15 protein-coding genes, 5 tRNA genes and 1 pseudogene are annotated in these 18,017 nt (G+C 69.9%); 13 read left to right on the top strand and 8 right to left on the bottom strand.

Annotated elements, in window-relative coordinates; all coding sequences use genetic code 11:
- Window positions 1–6 precede the first annotated feature (6 nt).
- The 5 genes from ACWD11_RS21515 to ACWD11_RS21495 form a co-directional block, all read right to left on the bottom strand.
- Window positions 7–3,216 carry a sensor histidine kinase gene (locus tag ACWD11_RS21515; RefSeq protein WP_451284785.1) on the bottom strand — a complete coding sequence of 1,070 codons (3,210 nt, stop codon included), beginning with the start codon at window positions 3,214–3,216 and terminating at the stop codon, window positions 7–9.
- Window positions 3,217–3,595: 379 nt separating this feature from the next.
- Window positions 3,596–4,171, bottom strand: a complete 576-nt coding sequence (locus ACWD11_RS21510; RefSeq protein ID WP_015657619.1) for a GTP-binding protein — start codon at window positions 4,169–4,171, stop codon at window positions 3,596–3,598.
- Window positions 4,152–4,550, bottom strand: coding sequence for a DUF742 domain-containing protein (locus tag ACWD11_RS21505; protein WP_015657618.1), 399 nt, complete (start codon window positions 4,548–4,550; stop codon window positions 4,152–4,154). The genes ACWD11_RS21510 and ACWD11_RS21505 overlap by 20 nt, the downstream gene beginning before the upstream one ends.
- A 111-nt stretch (window positions 4,551–4,661) precedes the next feature.
- Window positions 4,662–5,075: a roadblock/LC7 domain-containing protein gene (locus tag ACWD11_RS21500; protein WP_023546525.1), complete on the bottom strand. Its 414-nt coding sequence runs from the start codon at window positions 5,073–5,075 to the stop codon at window positions 4,662–4,664.
- Between the two features lie 9 nt (window positions 5,076–5,084).
- Window positions 5,085–8,753 carry a nitrate- and nitrite sensing domain-containing protein gene (locus tag ACWD11_RS21495; RefSeq protein WP_451284783.1) on the bottom strand — a complete coding sequence of 1,223 codons (3,669 nt, stop codon included), beginning with the start codon at window positions 8,751–8,753 and terminating at the stop codon, window positions 5,085–5,087.
- Between the two features lie 571 nt (window positions 8,754–9,324).
- Here ACWD11_RS21495 and ACWD11_RS21490 point away from each other — a divergent pair.
- The 9 genes and pseudogenes from ACWD11_RS21490 to ACWD11_RS21450 all read left to right on the top strand — a co-directional run bounded on the left by ACWD11_RS21490 (window position 9,325) and on the right by ACWD11_RS21450 (window position 12,563).
- Window positions 9,325–9,513, top strand: coding sequence for a hypothetical protein (locus tag ACWD11_RS21490; protein WP_389414776.1), 189 nt, complete (start codon window positions 9,325–9,327; stop codon window positions 9,511–9,513).
- A gap of 80 nt (window positions 9,514–9,593) precedes the next feature.
- Window positions 9,594–10,370, top strand: coding sequence for a fumarylacetoacetate hydrolase family protein (locus tag ACWD11_RS21485; RefSeq protein ID WP_389414775.1), 777 nt, complete (start codon window positions 9,594–9,596; stop codon window positions 10,368–10,370).
- Window positions 10,363–11,847 carry a glutamate--tRNA ligase gene (gene gltX / locus ACWD11_RS21480; protein WP_451284780.1) on the top strand — a complete coding sequence of 495 codons (1,485 nt, stop codon included), beginning with the start codon at window positions 10,363–10,365 and terminating at the stop codon, window positions 11,845–11,847. The genes ACWD11_RS21485 and gltX overlap by 8 nt, the downstream gene beginning before the upstream one ends.
- Window positions 11,848–11,888: 41 nt before the next feature.
- Window positions 11,889–12,011, top strand: a pseudogene (locus tag ACWD11_RS21475) (HAD family hydrolase); the annotation flags it as partial.
- 92 nt (window positions 12,012–12,103) lie between these two features.
- Window positions 12,104–12,175, top strand: a tRNA-Gln gene (locus ACWD11_RS21470).
- A gap of 21 nt (window positions 12,176–12,196) precedes the next feature.
- Window positions 12,197–12,269, top strand: a tRNA-Glu gene (locus ACWD11_RS21465).
- A gap of 29 nt (window positions 12,270–12,298) precedes the next feature.
- Window positions 12,299–12,371, top strand: a tRNA-Glu gene (locus ACWD11_RS21460).
- 19 nt (window positions 12,372–12,390) lie between these two features.
- Window positions 12,391–12,462 (top strand) — tRNA-Gln (locus ACWD11_RS21455).
- A 28-nt stretch (window positions 12,463–12,490) separates the two neighbouring features.
- Window positions 12,491–12,563, top strand: a tRNA-Glu gene (locus ACWD11_RS21450).
- A 151-nt stretch (window positions 12,564–12,714) separates the two neighbouring features.
- On the opposite strand, the gene ndgR is transcribed toward ACWD11_RS21450, so the two are convergent.
- On the bottom strand, window positions 12,715–13,431 hold the full coding sequence (gene ndgR / locus ACWD11_RS21445; RefSeq protein WP_250074667.1) for an IclR family transcriptional regulator NdgR: 717 nt from the start codon (window positions 13,429–13,431) through the stop codon (window positions 12,715–12,717).
- Between the two features lie 195 nt (window positions 13,432–13,626).
- Between ndgR and leuC the strand changes: the two genes are divergently transcribed.
- The 4 genes from leuC to ACWD11_RS21425 all read left to right on the top strand — a co-directional run bounded on the left by leuC (window position 13,627) and on the right by ACWD11_RS21425 (window position 16,945).
- Window positions 13,627–15,057, top strand: a complete 1,431-nt coding sequence (gene leuC / locus ACWD11_RS21440; RefSeq protein ID WP_389414773.1) for a 3-isopropylmalate dehydratase large subunit — start codon at window positions 13,627–13,629, stop codon at window positions 15,055–15,057.
- A 6-nt stretch (window positions 15,058–15,063) separates the two neighbouring features.
- Window positions 15,064–15,657: a 3-isopropylmalate dehydratase small subunit gene (leuD, locus tag ACWD11_RS21435; RefSeq protein ID WP_389414772.1), complete on the top strand. Its 594-nt coding sequence runs from the start codon at window positions 15,064–15,066 to the stop codon at window positions 15,655–15,657.
- Between the two features lie 277 nt (window positions 15,658–15,934).
- On the top strand, window positions 15,935–16,165 hold the full coding sequence (locus ACWD11_RS21430) for an SCO5555 family protein (protein ID WP_389414771.1): 231 nt from the start codon (window positions 15,935–15,937) through the stop codon (window positions 16,163–16,165).
- A gap of 138 nt (window positions 16,166–16,303) precedes the next feature.
- Complete coding sequence (locus ACWD11_RS21425) at window positions 16,304–16,945, top strand: HU family DNA-binding protein (protein WP_451284778.1); 642 nt, start codon at window positions 16,304–16,306, stop codon at window positions 16,943–16,945.
- A gap of 68 nt (window positions 16,946–17,013) precedes the next feature.
- Here ACWD11_RS21425 and ACWD11_RS21420 read toward each other — a convergent pair whose 3' ends face one another.
- A complete protein-coding gene (locus tag ACWD11_RS21420; RefSeq protein ID WP_186282898.1) occupies window positions 17,014–17,217 on the bottom strand; it encodes a cold-shock protein in 204 nt (67 codons plus the stop codon).
- 45 nt (window positions 17,218–17,262) lie between these two features.
- Window positions 17,263–17,901, bottom strand: coding sequence for a 2-phospho-L-lactate guanylyltransferase (gene cofC / locus ACWD11_RS21415; protein WP_389414769.1), 639 nt, complete (start codon window positions 17,899–17,901; stop codon window positions 17,263–17,265).
- Between the last annotated feature and the right edge of the window lie 116 nt (window positions 17,902–18,017).

Below are 18,017 nucleotides of genomic sequence, written 5' to 3'. Positions count from 1 at the left end.
CTCACACTAACGCTCCTGGTTGTAGGTGCTGTCAGGACCACTGTGCTGATTCCTAGTGGCCTGGCCGTTCGTTTCGCTTCCCGCACTGCGACCCCGCTGGACCCCGCGGCGCAGGTTGCTCAGCCTGCCCCGGACGTCCTCGGGAGCACGGGAGATCTGTGGACCTCCCTGAGGGGTGGTCTCGGCGGCTCCCTCGACCAGGTTGGCCTTGGGCACCCGCCGGGGCAGACCGGAGGAGGTGACTCCGCCCGCCTTGGGCTTGCGGAGCTGCGCCGCCTGCTGCCAGCGATCGTCGTTCGCCGAGCGCCAGCTGTCATCCTTGGGGTTCTCCGCGGGGGCCGGCGTCTCCTGGCTCACGGGCCGGGCGCCGTTCGAGCCGCTCGCGGGGGATCCGCGGCGCGGAAGCCCGGCGTCGGTCAGCTCGTGGGCGGCGGAGGGGGCCGGTCCCGGACGGTCGAAGCCTACGCGGTCCCGCTCATCTGTGTCAGCGGCCTGCACAGGTTCCGTTTCCGGAGCGTACTGGTCCGGGTAGCTGTTGCGGTAATCGTCCTGCTGCGGCCAGTCGTCCTGGTAGCGCCGCTCCTCGAAGGCCGGGAAGGCCTCCGGGGCCGACTGCTGCACGGCCGCGGGCTCCTCCCGAGCGGGCTCCGCATAACCGGGGTCGGGGTAGCCGCCGTTGGAGGAGAAGGAGTCGTTCTGCGGCAGGCCGCCGTTGGGCGCGTAGTACTGCGCCTCGTACGACGGCTGCTGCCCCTCGTACGCCGTCTGCGGGTCGTACGCCGACTGCTGCTCGGGGTAGCCGCCGTGGCCGCTCGCGCCGGTGCCGTCGTAGGCCTGCTGCTGGCCGGTGTACTCGTCGTACCCGCCCTCGGGCCCGCTCTGGCCGTGCTCGTCGCCGTTCGACTGGGCCTCCAGGGCCGCCCGGCGCTCCTGGCGCGTCAGGGAGCGGCCGACCGGGTCCAGGTCGCGGATGTCGTCCGGGACCTCGTAGCGGCTGTCGTCGAAGCCGAGTTCGGCCGCCGTGCGCATCGGCTGGCGGTTGAAGTCCTCACCCTGGAAGTTCTGTTCCGGGATGATCTGCGAGACCGTGAACTGGTCCTGCATCGGCGCGTCGCCGCCGCCACCGTGGGTGATCGCGTCGGGCAGCATGACCAGCGAGGTCGTACCGGCCTGCTCGCCGGAGGGGCGCAGCTGGACGCGGATGCCGTGCCGGTCGGACAGCCGGCCGACCACGAACAGGCCCATGCGCTGGGAGATCGCGGCGTCCACGGTCGGCGGGTTGGCCAGCTTGTGGTTGATGTCCGCGAAGTCCTCGGCGGTGAGGCCGATGCCCTTGTCGTGGATCTCGACCATCACACGGCCGTCGGGTAGCCGGGTCGCGGTGACGCGGACCTTGGTCTGCGGGGAGGAGAACGTCGTCGCGTTCTCCAGCAGCTCGGCGAGCAGGTGCACGAGGTCGGTCACGGCGCGGCCGTGGATCTCGGCCTCCGGGACCCCGGACAGCTCGATGCGCTCGTACTGCTCCACCTCGGAGGAGGCGGCACGCAGCACGTCGACCAGCGGGACCGGCTGGTCCCAGCGGCGGCCGGGCTCCTCGCCGGCGAGGACCAGGAGGTTCTCGCCGTTGCGGCGCATACGGGTCGCGAGGTGGTCCAGCTTGAAGAGGTTCTCCAGCTGGTCCGGGTCGGCCTCGTTGTTCTCCAGGTCGGTGATCAGGGTCAACTGGCCCTCGATCAGCGACTGGTTGCGCCGGGACAGGTTGGTGAAGATCGCGTTGATGTTGCCCCGCAGCAGGGCCTGCTCGGCGGCCAGCCGGACCGCCTCCCGGTGGACCTGGTCGAAGGCGCGGGCGACCTCGCCGATCTCGTCGGTGGTGGTGATCGGGATGGCCTGGACCCGGGTGTCGACCCGGCCGGGGTCGGTGCGCGAGAGCTGGTCGACCAGCATCGGCAGCCGCTGCTCGGCGATGTTGAAGGCGGCGTTGCGCAGCTGGCGCATCGCGCGGGACATCTGGCGGGCCACCATGCCGGCCAGGATGAACGCGGCGAGCAGGGCGATCACGACGGCGGCACCCACGATGAAGGCGTCCCGCTTGGCCTCGTCGGCGATCGCCGCGGCCTCGCGCACCGCACTGTCGGCGAGGTCGGACTCGATCTGCCCGTAGGCGTCGTACTTGAGGGTGTTGACCGCCCACCAGTTCTCGGCGGTGACGCCCTTCTCGGCGAGGGCCAGCCGCTCGGCGGGGTCGGTGGTCTTCAGGCCCGCGACGAGCCGCACCATGTCGGTGGGGTCCTCCGGCGGCGGGACGTAGTCCGGGTTCTCGGCCCTGGCCTCCTTGGCCATGGCCGCACCCTTGGCCTTGATGTCCGCCTTGGCGTCCTCCAGCTTCTGCGCGTCCGCCTCGGTACCACCGCCGAGGTACTCCTGGACGGCGATGCCCTCCAGGTAGGCGTAGGAGGTCAGGGCGACCTTCTGGCTGGTGAAGCTGCCGGTGCCGGGGCCGGGGTCGACCAGCATGTGCATACCGATGGAGCGCTGGAGCGACAGGGCGCCCTTGGTCAGCTCGATCGCGTAGACGGTACGGCCGTAGGAGGTGATGTTGCCGGTGCCGAGGCCGAGCTCGTTGGCGAACTCGGTCAGCGGGTGGGCGATGTCGACGTAGCCCTCTTCGGTCTCCACGCCGGGGCGCTTGGTGGTGTACGCCTCCTCGCGCAGGATCGCCAGCTCGGGCTCGACCTTGCGGAACAGCGTCAGACGGCGTTCGAGGCCGGCCTTCGACGGCATGCTCCGGGCCGCCTCGTCGAAGGCGTCGGCGGCGGCGTCCGTCTTCTTGCGGGCCGCGGTGACGACGTCCTTGTCCTGGTTCAGCAGGAGGGGGGCCGCGGTGATGTCGCGCTCGTTGTACAGCGCGTCCGCGTAGTTGAGGGAGGCCCGCACCAGAACGGCGGTGTTCTCCGCGTCCTCGGCCTCCTGCCAGGTGTCGATCGAGCTCTTCACCTGGAAGTCGCCCATGACGAGGCCGACCAGCACGGGTATGAGCAGGATCGCGTTCAGCCGGGTCGGCACCCGCCAGTTGCGCGGGGAGAGCCGGCCGCCGCTCGGAGCGGGGCCGGCCGTCGGCTCCGAACCGGGCACAGGGGCGGGCGCCGCTCCGCGCGGCGGCGGGGTGAAGTTGCCCCGGGCCGACGGCTCGGGACTGTTCTTGCTTCGCCTCACTCGACCAACAACCTCTCGGCGGTCGGCACCTATCGTTGTGCCGCAGTGTCTCAGAGCCCGGTACGTCCTCGGCTGGGGAGTACGTCATTGACTATTGGGCAGTTCAGGCATTCCAGCACGTGGACCAGCGCAGTTCCAAACAGTGGAGAGCGCTGGTTTCACGTGACACGAGCCCCAGATAAAACGGTCATAAAGAGCGAGCCCCGCCAAAAGGCGGGGCCTACGTGAGCACAGTGAGACCGGTTGACCGCGACGCGTGGCGGTACCACCCGATTCCTCTGCCGAAACGTTATGAACACCGGAGCCGACCGTGTCAAAGGCCACAGCCGACTCCGGGACATCTACGACAACTGCCGTACACGACCGATCACTTGATCCACTACCGCAGGCGTGCCATCAGGGCGTGCTCGACCAGCGTGATCAGCGCACTCTTGGCATCCGAGCGGTGCCGGGCGTCCGTCGTGATGATCGGGGTGTCGGGCCCGATCTGCAGGGCCTCGCGCACCTCCTCGGGAGCATACGGCTGGTGCCCGTCGAAGCCGTTGAGGGCCACGACGAAGGGCAGTCCGCTGTTCTCGAAGTAGTCGACCGCCGGGAAGCAGTCGGCCAGGCGCCGGGTGTCGACCAGCACGACGGCGCCGATCGCGCCGCGCACCAGGTCGTCCCACATGAACCAGAAGCGGTCCTGGCCGGGGGTGCCGAACAGGTACAGGATCAGGTCCTGGTCGAGCGTGATGCGGCCGAAGTCCATGGCGACCGTGGTGGTCGTCTTGTCCCCGGTGTGGGTGAGGTCGTCGATGCCCGCGCTCGCGGACGTCATCACGGCCTCCGTGCGCAGCGGGTTGATCTCGGAGACGGCGCCGACGAACGTCGTCTTGCCGACGCCGAAGCCGCCCGCCACCACGATCTTCGCGGAGGTGGTCGCCCGGCCTCCGTCAGAGCTTGCGAAGTCCACTGAGCACCCTTTCGAGCAGTGTCACGTCCGGTGCACCGCCGTTGTTCTCGTCGCCACCCGGCTGGTGGATGGCGACCAGCCCGGCCTCCGCGAGGTCCGCGACGAGGATCCGGGCCACACCGAGAGGCATCGACAGCAGCGCCGAGACTTCGGCGACCGACTTGACCTCTCGGCACAGATGGCAGATGCGCTGGTGCTCCGGGAGCAGCCCCATGAGCGCTGCCGGGTCGGCCGTGGTGCTGATCAGGGCCTCGATGGCCAACTGGTAGCGCGGCCGGGTCCGGCCGCCGGTCATCGCGTACGGACGTACCAGCGGCTGGTCGCCCTCATCCTCGTACGGCTCCGCGTACGGATCATGAGAGGCGTTGGGCGGGGTCATGAATCCTCCGGGCGGGACAGCAAGTTGGTCAGTCGTGCCGTCTGACGGGGCCGGTGGGGGGACTGTGGCGGCCTGACGGTGATTTGGTGAGGCGGGTGGATCCGAGATCGGTCAGTGGAGCAGACTGCCTTGCAGCTCGGCACGCAGGTCGGGCGTGAGCACCGCGCCCGCACGGTCGACCAGCAACGCCATCTCGTAGCCGACGAGGCCGATGTCGCACTCGGGGTGCGCGAGCACGGCGAGCGACGAGCCGTCGGAGACGGACATCAGGAAGAGGAATCCTCTCTCCATCTCCACGACCGTCTGCGCGACGGTGCCGCCCTCGAAGATCCGGGAGGCACCCGCCGTGAGCGAGGTGAGTCCGGACGCCACGGCCGCCAGCTGGTCGGCACGGTCGCGCGGGAATCCCTCCGACATCGCCAGCAGGAGGCCGTCGGCGGACACGACGACGGTGTGGGACACCCCTGGGGTGTTGTCCACAAAGTTGGTGATCAACCAGTTCAGATTCTGTGCCGCCTGGCTCATCGGGCTCAACTAACGCTCCTGCTGGTGAGTGGGGCTCGGGAAGCTTCCGGTCTGGCCGTTGCCGGCCTGTCGACCTTGTGCGATGCCCCGACGAAGATTGGTCAGCCGCCCGCGCACGTCATCAGGCGCACGCGAGACCTGCGGACCGGTTTGGTGCTGTTGCTGCTGAGCCGTGCCCGGGACGAGGTTCGCCCTGGGCACCCGGCGCGGAAGGCCGGAGGTGGTGACACCGCCCGCGGCCGGCTGCCGGACGCGTTCTGCCTGCCGTACGAGATCGTCGTTCGGCGAGCTGCGCCAGGAACCGGTGTTGGCGGAACGCTGGGGAGCCGGGGCCGGAGCCTGCGGCGCCTGAGCCGGAGCGGGAGCAGCGCCGTTGGGCTGCTGGCCCGGTCCCGGCTGACCCTGGTCCGGCTGGCCCTGCTGGCCGCGGAACCAGTTGGTCTCCAGCGTGTCGTACAGCGGCGTACGCCCGTCGCCCGGACCAGCCGGGGGCAGGGCCTCGGGCTCGGGACGGTTCGGCCGCTGCTGCGGACGCTGTGGGGCCGGCGGGCGCGGGGCGCCGAAGTCGGCCGGCCCGCCCTGCTGAGGCCGTTCGTACTGACCCGTGGTGGACGGGTTCTGCCGGCCGGGCAGCTGGTGCTGTCCGGTCGAGCCGTTGTCGTAGCCCTGCGGGGCCGGGAACTGCCCCGTGGACTGCCCGCCGCCCGTGCCGTAGACGTCCGGGCGGACGAACTCGCCCGTCTGCTGGCCCTGCGGGGCGTCGGGACGCTGGAACTGGCCCGTGTTCTGCGGGGCCTCGTAGGAGCCGAAGTCCGCCGGTCCCGCGGGGGCCTGACGGCCGTCACCGCGCGGGATCGCCGGCATCTGCGTGGTCGCGCCCGGGCCCTGCCGGTCGTCGATCCGCGGCATCCGGGAGGTCTGCGCCGGGTCCTGCTCGTCATGTCCGCGCGGGGTGTCCAGCGAGGCGCGCGGCACCGGCGGCTGGGCGTTGTCGTCGCTCCAGCTCGGCGTACGCGGCTGCGAGGCGCCGGCGCCCGGCAGCTCGGGCCGCGGACCACCACGGCCGCCGGGCAGCTGCGGCCGACGGCCACGCCGGCCGCCGCCGCTCTTCTCGGCACCCGGGTTGGGGGCCTGCTGCGGGGCGGCGGAGGCGGGGCGGCCGCCACCGAAGGCGTCCTGGGTCTGCGGGGCGCCGGGGCCCTGGGCCTGCAGGCCCTGCGGGACGCCGGGAGCCTGGCCGAAGTGTGCGGGGGCCGGGGGAGCCTGGCGGCTCGGGGGTCCGGCCGGGGCCTGGGGCGCGCCCTGGCCCTGCGGTCCACGCGGGGCGTTGGGACGGCCGCCCGAGTCACGGCCGGGCAGCGCGGCGCGCGGTCCCTGACCGGCACCGAGCAGACCACCGGAGGGCGCACCGGCGCCGAGGGCACCGCCGCCCTGGCCGGCCGAGCGGCGTGCGGCGGCCGCACCGGCGGCGGCCTGCGCGGCGGCGGGACCGCCGGAGGGGACACCCTGGCCGGGCTTGCCCGGAACGGGCTTCTTGCCGCCCTGGGCGACATCGACGGGGAGCATGACCAGCGCGGTCGTACCGCCGGAGTCCGACGGGCGCAGCTGGATGCGGATGCCGTGGCGCTGCGAGAGCCGGCCGACCACGAACAGACCCATGCGCCGGGAGACCGACACGTCCACGGTGGGCGGCGAGGCGAGCCGCTCGTTGATCGCGGCGAGGTCCTCGGGGGAGAGGCCGATACCGGTGTCGTGGATCTCGATCAGTACGCGGCCGTCGGGCAGCGCGTGACCGGTGACCTTGACCTTGGTCTGCGGGGAGGAGAACGAGGTGGCGTTCTCCAGCAGCTCGGCGAGCAGGTGGACGAGGTCGTTGACGACCCGGCCGGCCACTTCGGTGGTGGGCACGGAGGACAGCTCGATGCGCTCGTACTGCTCCACCTCGGAGGCGGCGGCGCGGAGCACGTCGACCAGCGGGACCGGGCGGGTCCAGCGGCGGCCGGGCTCTTCACCGGCGAGAACGAGGAGGTTCTCGCCGTTACGGCGCATGCGGGTCGCGAGGTGGTCGAGCTTGAACAGCGAGGACAGCTGGTCCGGGTCGGCCTCGCGGGACTCCAGTTCGGAGATGAGCGACAGCTGACGCTGGATGAGGCCCTGGGAGCGGCGCGAGAGGTTGGTGAACATCGCGTTGACGTTGCCCCGCAGCAGCGCCTGCTCGGCCGCGAGGCGGACCGCCTCGCGGTGCACGTCGTCGAAGGCCGCGGCCACCTTGCCGATCTCGTCCCGGGAGTGCACACCGACCGACTCCACGGAGGTGTCCACGTCCTGCGGGTCGGTCTCGGACAGCTGCTTGACCAGCTCGGGCAGGCGGTCCGAGGCGACCCGGGTGGCGGTCTCCTCCAGCCGGCGCAGCGAGCGGATCATGGAGCGGGCCACCACGAAGGCGCCGACCAGCGACACACCGAGCACCAGCAGGATCAGCGCACCGGAGATGATCGCGTCGCGCTCCGACTCGTTGCGCAGCTCGCGGGCCTTCTGCTCCATCTGCTCCAGCAGCGTGCGCTCGATGTTGCCCATCTGCTCGATCTTGATCGAGCTGTCGTCCACCCAGTCCTTGTACGAGCGCCGGTCCACCGTGGCCAGGCCACTGGTGATGGCGCGGTCGCCGTAGGTGTCGGTGGCCTGGATCGTGGAGTTGCCCTCCTCGACCGGCTTGAGCAGCTCGGCGGCGTCCTCACCACCGTAGATGGCCTTGAAGCTGGCGAGTTCGGAGGTCTGGCTGGCCAGCGCCGACTGGGCGTAGAGCCGGTCGTTGTCCGAGAGGTTGCCGGTGGACTTGGTGTTCACCGGCAGGGCCGCGGCGAGCACCGCGCGCTGGATGGAGGCGTACTCCTTGGCGGAGGAGAAGGCCGCGAGCGCGCGGGTGCGCTGGATCATGTCGGGGTTGCTGGTCGCCTCGGCCATGTCCTGGGAGAGGTCCAGCAGGTGCTCGATCAGCCGGTGGTAGGCCTCGACCGTCTGCGTGGAGTTGTCCTCGGCCTGGTAGGCGTCCTTGCGGATGCTGCTCAGGGTGCGCAGGTCGCGGACCACGCCGACGAGGGTGTCGTGGACGCCCTGGAGGGTGCCGTCCTCGCTGGAGGTGTCGACCTCCTCGGCGGACTCGATGAAGTTCTCGCGCAGCCGGTCGGTCTTGTCGGTGTAGCCCTTGACCGTGTAGCCGGTGGCCTTCTCGCCGTGCGCCAGGGGACCGGCGGACTGGTCGCGCTCCTCCTGGAGCGCGGCGGCCAGCTCGGTGGCCTGCTTGGTCATGTCGGTCAGCAGCTTCATGTTGTCGAGCTGCTGCATGTCGTCCATGGAGTCGCTGATACGCAGGGCGCCCAGCGAGGTGGCCGCGACCACCGGGAGGGCGAGCAGCGACACCAGACGCGTGGAGATACGCCAGTTGCGCAGGGCTATTCGCGGGCCGGGGTTGGTCGAGCTCTTCGGCGGCTTGACCGGCGCGGTGGCCGGGCCCGAGGAAGCCGGTCCGCCGGGTGCGCCGGGGCGCCCCGAGCCGTCACCGGCCGGGCCCGGGTTCTGGGCGTGCTGGGGCGAGGGACTGCCGGCATTGGGGCCAGTCCCGCCGTGCAGCTCCGGCTCCGCCGAAGCACTGCCATCCCTCTTGAAACGTCCCTGCACTAGCGTCGCAACCTCTGGACCAGGCGCCCCTCCGCGTGAACGGAAGGACGGTGTCGGCGTCGTAGGGGGCGTCCTGAATTACGTCCCCTGGTGGTCGTGAGACCGGCGCTGGCTCCCCCTTCCACCGCCGCTCGGCGCTGCGTAGCGCCCCTGCGCGCCGGTTCGATCCTGCGGCGGTCCGTGGAATTCCAGCACAGTGCAGGATCTCCAACAAGGGCCGTGAGCCGAGCCGTGACCTAGGTGACACCTTGTGAGTAGGGGGTCACCGGTCGTAGAAAGTGATCCACCCCAAAACGGACTTACAAGAGCGAGTCGTCAGGGGGGTGGGGGTGTCCCAGTCGCCATGATCAGGAGCGGAATGATGGGTTCAGGGGGGCAATGTCCGTTTCGTTGGGGTGGGGTGTGGGCCTGATTTGACCGGTTTGGGAATGAACTCGTGAGCAAACTCACACGGAGATCATGGAGTCTTCACGGCTTCCCCGGGGAATCGCGTGTTTAGCCTGACGCTTTACAGGGCGGCGCAAACTGCCAACTCTCCGACCACCGCACACGACAAGGGTTACGTAGAACCGTGAAGACGACGACGATGATCCGCACGATAGCCAACCCGCGGCGCACCACGCTGGCCCACCTCGAGGGCGCCGGCGACCTGCTGACCATGGAGCGGCCGGAGCACTCCGTCGACCTTCCGGCCCAGACGGCCAACCCCCGCCGCACGATCCTGGACGAGGCGCCCGTCGCCGCCACCGCCGCGGAGTAATACCGCGAGGTGCGGGCCCCTGGCCACGTTAGCCTGGAGCGTCAGACTCCAGCCGCTTAACCCAAGGGGCCAAGCATCCCGTGCGCATCGCCAGATTCTCCATCGACGGGAACGTCGCCTTCGGCGTGGTCGAAGGCGACAAGCCTGACGAACTCGTCCTCGACATCATCAAGGGCATCCCGTTCGCGGAATTCGAGCTCTCCGGCACCAAGGTCCCGCTGAGCAAGGTCCGGCTGCTGCCCCCGGTGCTCCCCAACAAGGTCGTGGCCTTCGGCCGCAACTACGCCGAGCACGCGAAGGAACTGGGCAACGAGGTCCCGGACGCGCCCTTCGCCTTCTTCAAGCCGTCGACCTCCGTGATCGGCCCCGGCGACGACATCCAGTACCCCTCCTTCTCACAGGAGCTGCACCACGAGGCCGAGCTGGCCGTGGTCATCGGCCGGATGTGCCGCGAGGTCCCGCGCGAGCGCGTCAAGGACGTCATCCTCGGTTACACCTGCGCCAACGACATCACCGCGCGTGACGTGCAGAAGCGTGAGAAGCAGTGGGCCCGGGCCAAGGGCTTCGACACCTCCTGCCCGCTGGGTCCCTGGGTGGAGACGGACCTGGACCCCTCCGACCTGACCGTCCAGCTCACGGTCAACGGCGGGCAGCGGCAGCTCGGCCGCACCAGCGAGATGATCCACTCCATCGAGGATCTGATCGTCAACATCACCGAGGCCATGACGCTGCTCCCCGGCGACGTGATCCTCACGGGCACCCCCGCGGGGGTCGGCCCCCTGGCTGTCGGCGACGAGGTCTCCGTCAGCATCGAAGGAATCGGCACTCTCACCAACAAGGTTGTCAAGCGTGGCTAGCGCATCCGCCCCAGCAGTCCGTGTCCGTTTCTGCCCGTCGCCCACCGGCAACCCCCATGTGGGCCTGGTCCGCACCGCCCTGTTCAACTGGGCGTTCGCCAAGCACCACGGCGGCACCCTGGTCTTCCGCATCGAGGACACCGACGCGGCCCGCGACTCGGAGGAGTCGTACGACCAGCTGCTGGACTCGATGCGCTGGCTCGGCTTCGACTGGGACGAGGGCCCCGAGATCGGGGGCCCGCACGCGCCGTACCGCCAGTCGCAGCGCATGGACCTCTACCGGGACGTCGCGCAGAAGCTCCTGGACGGCGGCCACGCCTACCACTGCTACTGCTCCCAGGAGGAGCTGGACAGCCGCCGCGAGGCCGCCCGCGCGGCCGGCAAGCCCTCCGGCTACGACGGCCACTGCCGTGAGCTGAGCGCCCAGCAGGTCGCCGAGTACCAGGCCCAGGGCCGCGCCCCGATCGTCCGCTTCCGGATGCCCGACGAGACGATCACCTTCACCGACCTGGTCCGCGGCGAACTGACCTTCACCCCGGAGAACGTCCCCGACTACGGCATCGTCCGCGCCAACGGCGCCCCGCTGTACACCCTGGTGAACCCGGTCGACGACGCCCTGATGGAGATCACCCACGTGCTGCGCGGCGAGGACCTGCTGTCCTCGACGCCCCGTCAGATCGCCCTGTACAAGGCGCTGATGGAGCTCGGCATCGCGAAGCGGATCCCCGACTTCGGTCACCTGCCGTACGTCATGGGCGAGGGCAACAAGAAGCTCTCCAAGCGCGACCCGCAGTCGAGCCTGAACCTCTACCGGGAGCGCGGCTTCCTGCCCGAGGGACTGCTCAACTACCTCTCCCTGCTCGGCTGGTCGCTCTCGGCCGACCAGGACATCTTCACGAGGGACGAGATGGTCGCTGCCTTCGAGATCACGGACGTGAACCCCAACCCGGCCCGCTTCGACCTGAAGAAGTGCGAGTCGATCAACGGCGACCACATCCGCATGCTCGATGTGAAGGACTTCACCGAGCGCTGCGCCCCCTGGCTGAAGGCCCCCTTCGCCCCCTGGGCGCCGGAGGACTTCGACGAGGCCAAGTGGGCGGCGGTCGCCCCGCACGCGCAGACCCGCCTGAAGGTCCTGTCGGAGATCACCGACAACGTCGACTTCCTCTTCCTGCCCGAGCCGGTCTACGACGAGGCGAGCTGGACGAAGGCGATGAAGGAGGGCTCGGACGCCCTGCTGGTCACCGCCCGCGAGAAGCTCCAGGCGGCGGACTGGACCTCCCCGGAGTCCCTGAAGGAGGCCGTCCTGACGGCCGGCGAGGCCCACGGCCTGAAGCTCGGCAAGGCCCAGGCCCCGGTCCGGGTGGCCGTCACCGGCCGCACCGTCGGCCTGCCGCTCTTCGAGTCCCTGGAGATCCTCGGCAAGGAGAAGACGCTGGCCCGCATCGACGCGGCGCTGGCGAGGCTCGCCGCGTGAGCTGACCCACAGCCGAGGGGCGGCACCCGGGACTCCGGGTGCCGCCCCTCGGCGTTCGCCGCGCCGATCAGGGGCCCGGTGGCGCGGTCCGGGCCCCGTCGGCCGAACTCCCGGTGATCCTCGGCGCCGATACCCGTTTTGGAGCCCCGTCCACCTTCGGGTAATGTTCTTCCTGCGCCGCCGAGGAGCGGGCCGAAAGGCCGGTAACCGGAGGGCGCAAGCTAGAACAAGATCCCCTCAGGGGCTTGCGTTCCAGTGGCCTATGGTGTAATTGGCAGCACGACTGATTCTGGTTCAGTTAGTCTTGGTTCGAGTCCAGGTAGGCCAGCTCGCAGAGCTTATCTGCAAAGCCCCCGTTGTGTAGCGGCCTAGCACGCTGCCCTCTCAAGGCAGTAGCGCCGGTTCGAATCCGGTCGGGGGTACGGTGATCTCCTTCGAGATGATCGCTAGGGCCCCCGTTGTGTAGCGGCCTAGCACGCCGCCCTCTCAAGGCGGTAGCGCCGGTTCGAATCCGGTCGGGGGTACTGCTGGTCTAAACCACATTGGTCTATGGTGTAATTGGCAGCACGACTGATTCTGGTTCAGTTAGTCTTGGTTCGAGTCCAGGTAGACCAGCTCGGACCTGCGGAAACGCAGGATCCACGCCCCCGTTGTGTAGCGGCCTAGCACGCCGCCCTCTCAAGGCGGTAGCGCCGGTTCGAATCCGGTCGGGGGTACAGAAGGAAGGGCCCTCCACTTCGGTGGAGGGCCCTTCGCGTGCTCCTGGCACCGCCATGAACTCCATGTCCGGCACGGGTACTTCGGATCTACGGGAGGGTCTGCCGCGGCGTTGGGACGGACCCTCCCCGCTGTGGTGCCCGGGACGTGTCAGCCGGTGCGGCGCAGGGCCTCGGAGAGGCGGGCGGCGGCGTCGATGACCGCCTGGGCGTGCATCCGGCCCGGGTGGCGGGTCAGGCGCTCGATGGGGCCGGAGACCGAGACGGCGGCCACCACACGGTTGGAGGGGCCGCGCACCGGCGCGGACACGGACGCGACGCCCGGCTCGCGCTCGCCGATCGACTGGGCCCAGCCGCGGCGCCGTACGCCCGACAGGGCCGTCGCCGTGAAGCGGGCGCCCTGCAGGCCCCGGTGCAGGCGCTCCGGCTCCTCCCAGGCCATGAGGATCTGCGCGGAGGAGCCCGCCTTCATCGTGAGCGTCGAGCCGACCGGGACCGTGTCCCGGAGTCCGGACAGGCGCTCCGCCGCGGCGACGCAGATGCGCATGTCGCCCTGGCGGCGGTAGAGCTGCGCGCTCTCGCCCGTGACGTCACGCAGGTGCGTGAGCACCGGGCCCGCGGTGGCGAGGAGACGGTCCTCACCCGCGGCCGCGGCCAGCTCCGCCATGCGCGGGCCGAGAATGAAACGGCCCTGCATGTCGCGCGCCACCATGCGGTGGTGTTCCAGCGCCACGGCCAGCCGGTGGGCCGTGGGTCGTGCCAACCCGGTCGCCGCCACCAGACCCGCGAGGGTGGCCGGACCGGACTCCAGGGCGCTCAGGACAAGGGCTGCCTTGTCCAGCACGCCGACGCCGCTACTGTTGTCCATGCAACGATACTCGCGTCTCACTCTGTGAAACGCAAGTTCAATTTTCCGTGGAACACGCCACTCTGGATGACACGAAGGCACAGCGGCCCGCAGACCGACGGGCCCGGCGGCGGACGCCCGGACACAGGGGCGCGGGCGCCGCTTCCACAGATCTCTAGTTGGGTCGGCGCACCTTTGCCGGCCGGAGGGAAAGCGATGGGTAGGACACTCGCGGAGAAGGTCTGGGACGACCATGTCGTCCGGCGCGCCGAGGGCGAGCCCGACCTCCTCTTCATCGATCTGCACCTGCTGCACGAGGTGACCAGCCCGCAGGCCTTCGACGGCCTCCGCAAGAGCGGTCGCCGGGTCCGCCGGCTCGACCTGACCATCGCCACCGAGGACCACAACACCCCCACCCTCGACATCGACAAGCCCATCGCCGACCCGGTCTCCCGGATCCAGCTGGAGACGCTGCGCAAGAACGCCGCCGACTTCGGGGTGCGGCTGCACCCGCTGGGCGACGTCGAGCAGGGCGTGGTGCACGTCGTCGGCCCGCAGCTGGGCCTGACCCAGCCCGGCATGACCGTGGTCTGCGGCGACTCCCACACCTCCACGCACGGCGCCTTCGGCGGCCTGGCGTTCGGCATCGGCACCTCCCAGGTGGAGCATGTGCTGGCCACCCAGACGCTGCCCCTCGTCCGCCCCAAGACCATGGCCATCACGGTCAACGGCGAGCTGCCCGACGGCGTCACCGCCAAGGACCTGATCCTGGCGATCATCGCGAAGATCGGCACCGGCGGCGGCCAGGGCTATGTCCTGGAGTACCGCGGCCCCGCCATCGAGAAACTGTCGATGGAAGCCCGGATGACCATCTGCAACATGTCGATCGAGGCCGGCGCCCGCGCGGGCATGATCGCCCCTGACCAGACCACCTTCGACTACCTCGAGGGCCGTCCGCACGCCCCCAAGGGCGAGGACTGGGACGCGGCCGTCGCGTACTGGAAGACGCTGCGCACGGACGACGACGCCGAGTTCGACGCCGAGGTCGTCATCGAGGCCGCCGAACTGTCGCCGTTCGTCACCTGGGGCACCAACCCGGGCCAGGGTGCGCCGCTTTCGGCGAACGTCCCCGATCCCGCTTCGTACGAAGACGCTTCGGAGCGCCTCGCCGCCGAAAAGGCCCTGGAATACATGGGGTTGGAGGCCGGACAGCCGCTGAACTCCATCAAGGTGGACACCGTCTTCGTAGGCTCCTGCACCAACGGCCGCATCGAGGACCTGCGCGCCGCCGCGGAGCTCGTGAAGGGCCGCAAAGTCGCCGACGGCGTACGGATGCTGGTCGTCCCCGGCTCCGCGCGGGTCGGTCTGCAGGCCGTCTCCGAGGGCCTGGACGTCGTTTTCAAGGAGGCCGGCGCCGAATGGCGGCACGCGGGCTGCTCGATGTGTCTGGGCATGAACCCCGACCAGCTGGCCCCCGGCGAGCGCTCCGCGTCCACCTCCAACCGCAACTTCGAGGGCAGGCAGGGCAAGGGCGGCCGTACGCACCTGGTGTCGCCGCAGGTCGCCGCCGCGACCGCCGTGCTGGGCCACCTGGCCTCCCCGGCCGACCTGTCCGACGCCGAGACCCGTACGCCCGCTGGAGTCTGAGAAGTCATGGAAGCATTCACCAAGCACACCGGCCGGGCCGTCCCGCTGCGCCGCTCCAACGTCGACACCGACCAGATCATCCCTGCTCACTGGCTCAAGAAGGTGACCCGGGACGGTTTCGAGGACGGGCTGTTCGAGGCCTGGCGCAAGGACGAGAAGTTCATCCTCAACCAGCCCGAGCGCGCGGGCGCCACGGTCCTGGTCGCCGGTCCCGACTTCGGCACCGGGTCCTCCCGTGAGCACGCCGTCTGGGCGCTGCAGAACTACGGCTTCAAGACCGTCATCTCCTCCCGCTTCGCCGACATCTTCCGGGGTAACTCGCTCAAGAACGGCCTGCTCACCGTGGTTCTGGAGCAGAAGATCGTGGACGCGCTGTGGGAGCTCACCGAGCAGAACCCCGAGGCCGAGATCACCGTCGACCTGGAGGACCGCGAGGTGCGCGCCGAGGGCGTCACCGCCTCCTTCGAGCTGGACGAGAACTCCCGCTGGCGGCTGCTGAACGGCCTGGACGACATCTCCATCACCCTCCAGAACGAGGCGGACATCGCCGCGTACGAGGCCAAGCGGCCGTCGTACAAGCCGCAGACGCTCCAGGCGTGACGCCCGGAGCCCTCCGGAGCAACTGAACAGGTCGAGTTTCGGCCACCCCAAGACCCCCGCCGTACCCCCGATCAGCCCGATCGGGGGTACGGCCATGTCTGCACCCGAACGGCCCCGCGCGCGTCCTCTGGGGCCGTCAACTTCCCACGTTACGGCGGCTGTTGTCGGGGTAGCCGAGTGATACAGCCGCGGCTTCCGCCGGTGCCCGGACGGCCGTTTGAGGCGGCAGTTGCACCCTGAGCAGGCGACAACTCGCCCCAGATGGCACAATCTGTGCATGGAACACGACGGCCAACTCGAGCTCTATGCGGCGGTCGCGGACCAACTCAAGGAAGCGCACACAAGAGTGCGCGCACTGCAAGTCCCGGAGGGCGTACGGATGGCGCTGACCCGGAAGCTGCTGGTCATTACGGCCGCGGCCAAGCACGATCTCGCCGATGCGGCAAGGCGACTGGAGGCGTTCTCGGCGGACCTCGAGGCGGGGCGAATCCCCGACGAGGAACGCTGAAGGCTCCGAAGACAGTCGAGTTCCGTTGCGGCACAAGGGTGATAAGCCCGTTTCGTGTTTGATTTGCGGTATATATCTGCCTAACGTGCGAAAAAGCTTGAACACTTTCGTTCGGGCAATGTCTCCGAAGGGGAAGACGTGAACAAGGCGCAGCTCGTAGAAGCGATTGCCGACAAGATGGGCGGCCGCCAGCAGGCTGCCGATGCTGTCGACGCCGTTCTGGACGCCGTCGTCCGTGCGGTGGTCGCGGGGGACCGGGTCTCGGTCACCGGCTTCGGGTCGTTCGAGAAGGTCGACCGTCCGGCGCGTTACGCCCGCAACCCCCAGACGGGCGAGCGGGTTCGGGTCAAGAAGACCTCTGTGCCGCGGTTCCGCGCCGGCCAGGGCTTCAAGGACCTGGTGAGCGGTTCGAAGAAGCTCCCGAAGAACGACGTCGCCGTGAAGAAGGCGCCCAAGGGCAGCCTGACCGGCGGAGCTTCCGCGACCGTCAAGAAGGCGGCGGCGAAGAAGACCACCGCGAAGAAGACCACGGCGACCGCCAAGAAGGCGACCGCGAAGAAGACCACGGCGGCCACCGCGAAGAAGACCACGGCGACCGCCAAGAAGGCGACCACGAAGAAGGCCACGGCCGCCGCCAAGAAGACCACCGCGAAGAAGGCCACCACCGCCAAGACGGCCCAGAAGGCCCCCGCGAAGAAGGCGACCGCCAAGAAGGCCCCGGCCAAGAAGTCGACGGCCCGCAAGACCACCGCCAAGAAGACCACCGCCCGCAAGAGGTAGGGGCGCACGGGTACTCACGCGCCGGGCCGGACTCCCCAGGGAGTCCGGCCCGCGGCGTTTTTCGGGGCCTACAGGGTCTGCAGCGTGACGAGGGTGATGCGCGGCCCGTCCTTGGGGCCCTCCACCTCGATGCGTACCCGCTGGCCGGGGCGCAGCAGGCGGAGCCCGCCCGCGTCGAACGCCGCGGCGTCGAAGGGGACCGGGGTGCCGTCGTCCAGGAGTACCTGGCCGCTGCGCGTGTCTGGGTCGTACGTGTATGCGGTGGCCTGCATGGCGTCAGCGTACGCTGCGCCGGTCGCGTCGCGATGGGGCGGCGGCTACTGTCCCTTGATCAGCAGACGGGCCGCCGCGGCCGTGGTGCGCGGGCCCACCCCCAGCGCCAGTGCGGCCCGCAGGTCATCTCCGGTGTCCACGTCCTGGCGTACGGAATCCACCTCGGTGAGCCGGAGTTCCACGGCTCCCGACGCGTGATGGCGGGCGCGGGAATCCAGCCCGAATGCCGGGTGCAATTGCCTTCCCGAAGTCGCGGCCAGCAGGGTCGTGCCGATTGCGGCGGCGTCCGCCAGGAAAGCGCGTGGAAATTCCGCCGCCGAGTCCAGGACCCGGGTCAATTCCGCCGGGCGCAGCGCCGGAAGATCCGCGTTCAGGGCCGCCACGGCCACCTCGGGGCGCGATGCCCGGACGACCGCCTCGCCGTGTGCCACGGCGGCGTTCAGGCCGTCCCCCGGCTCGTCCGCGACGATCCGCGCGCCCAGGGCCGCCAGCTCCCGGCCGGCCAGGGCGTCGTCCGTGACGACGGCCACATCCCGTACCGCGGCGCTGGCCAGCGCCGCTGCGACGGTGTCCTGCGCGAAGGCCAGCGCCAGGGCCGGGCGCAACCCGTCGGCCGCGGTGTCCGCGAGCCTGCTCTTGGCCCGCGTCAGCGGCTTCAGGGGGATGACCAAGGTCCACTGCACGCGTGTTCGTACCTCTCTTGTCACGGCCATTGTCACCCGGCTTTCCCCTGGGCCATCTGGCGGTCCGGTCGGCGGGGCGTACGGTGTTCTCGACAGACGGTCGGCCTGGGGCGACA

Source organism: Streptomyces sp. NPDC002776 (assembly GCF_053592195.1).
Note: the sequence above shows the minus strand (reverse complement) of the source record. Positions and strands in the feature narration are given on the sequence as shown.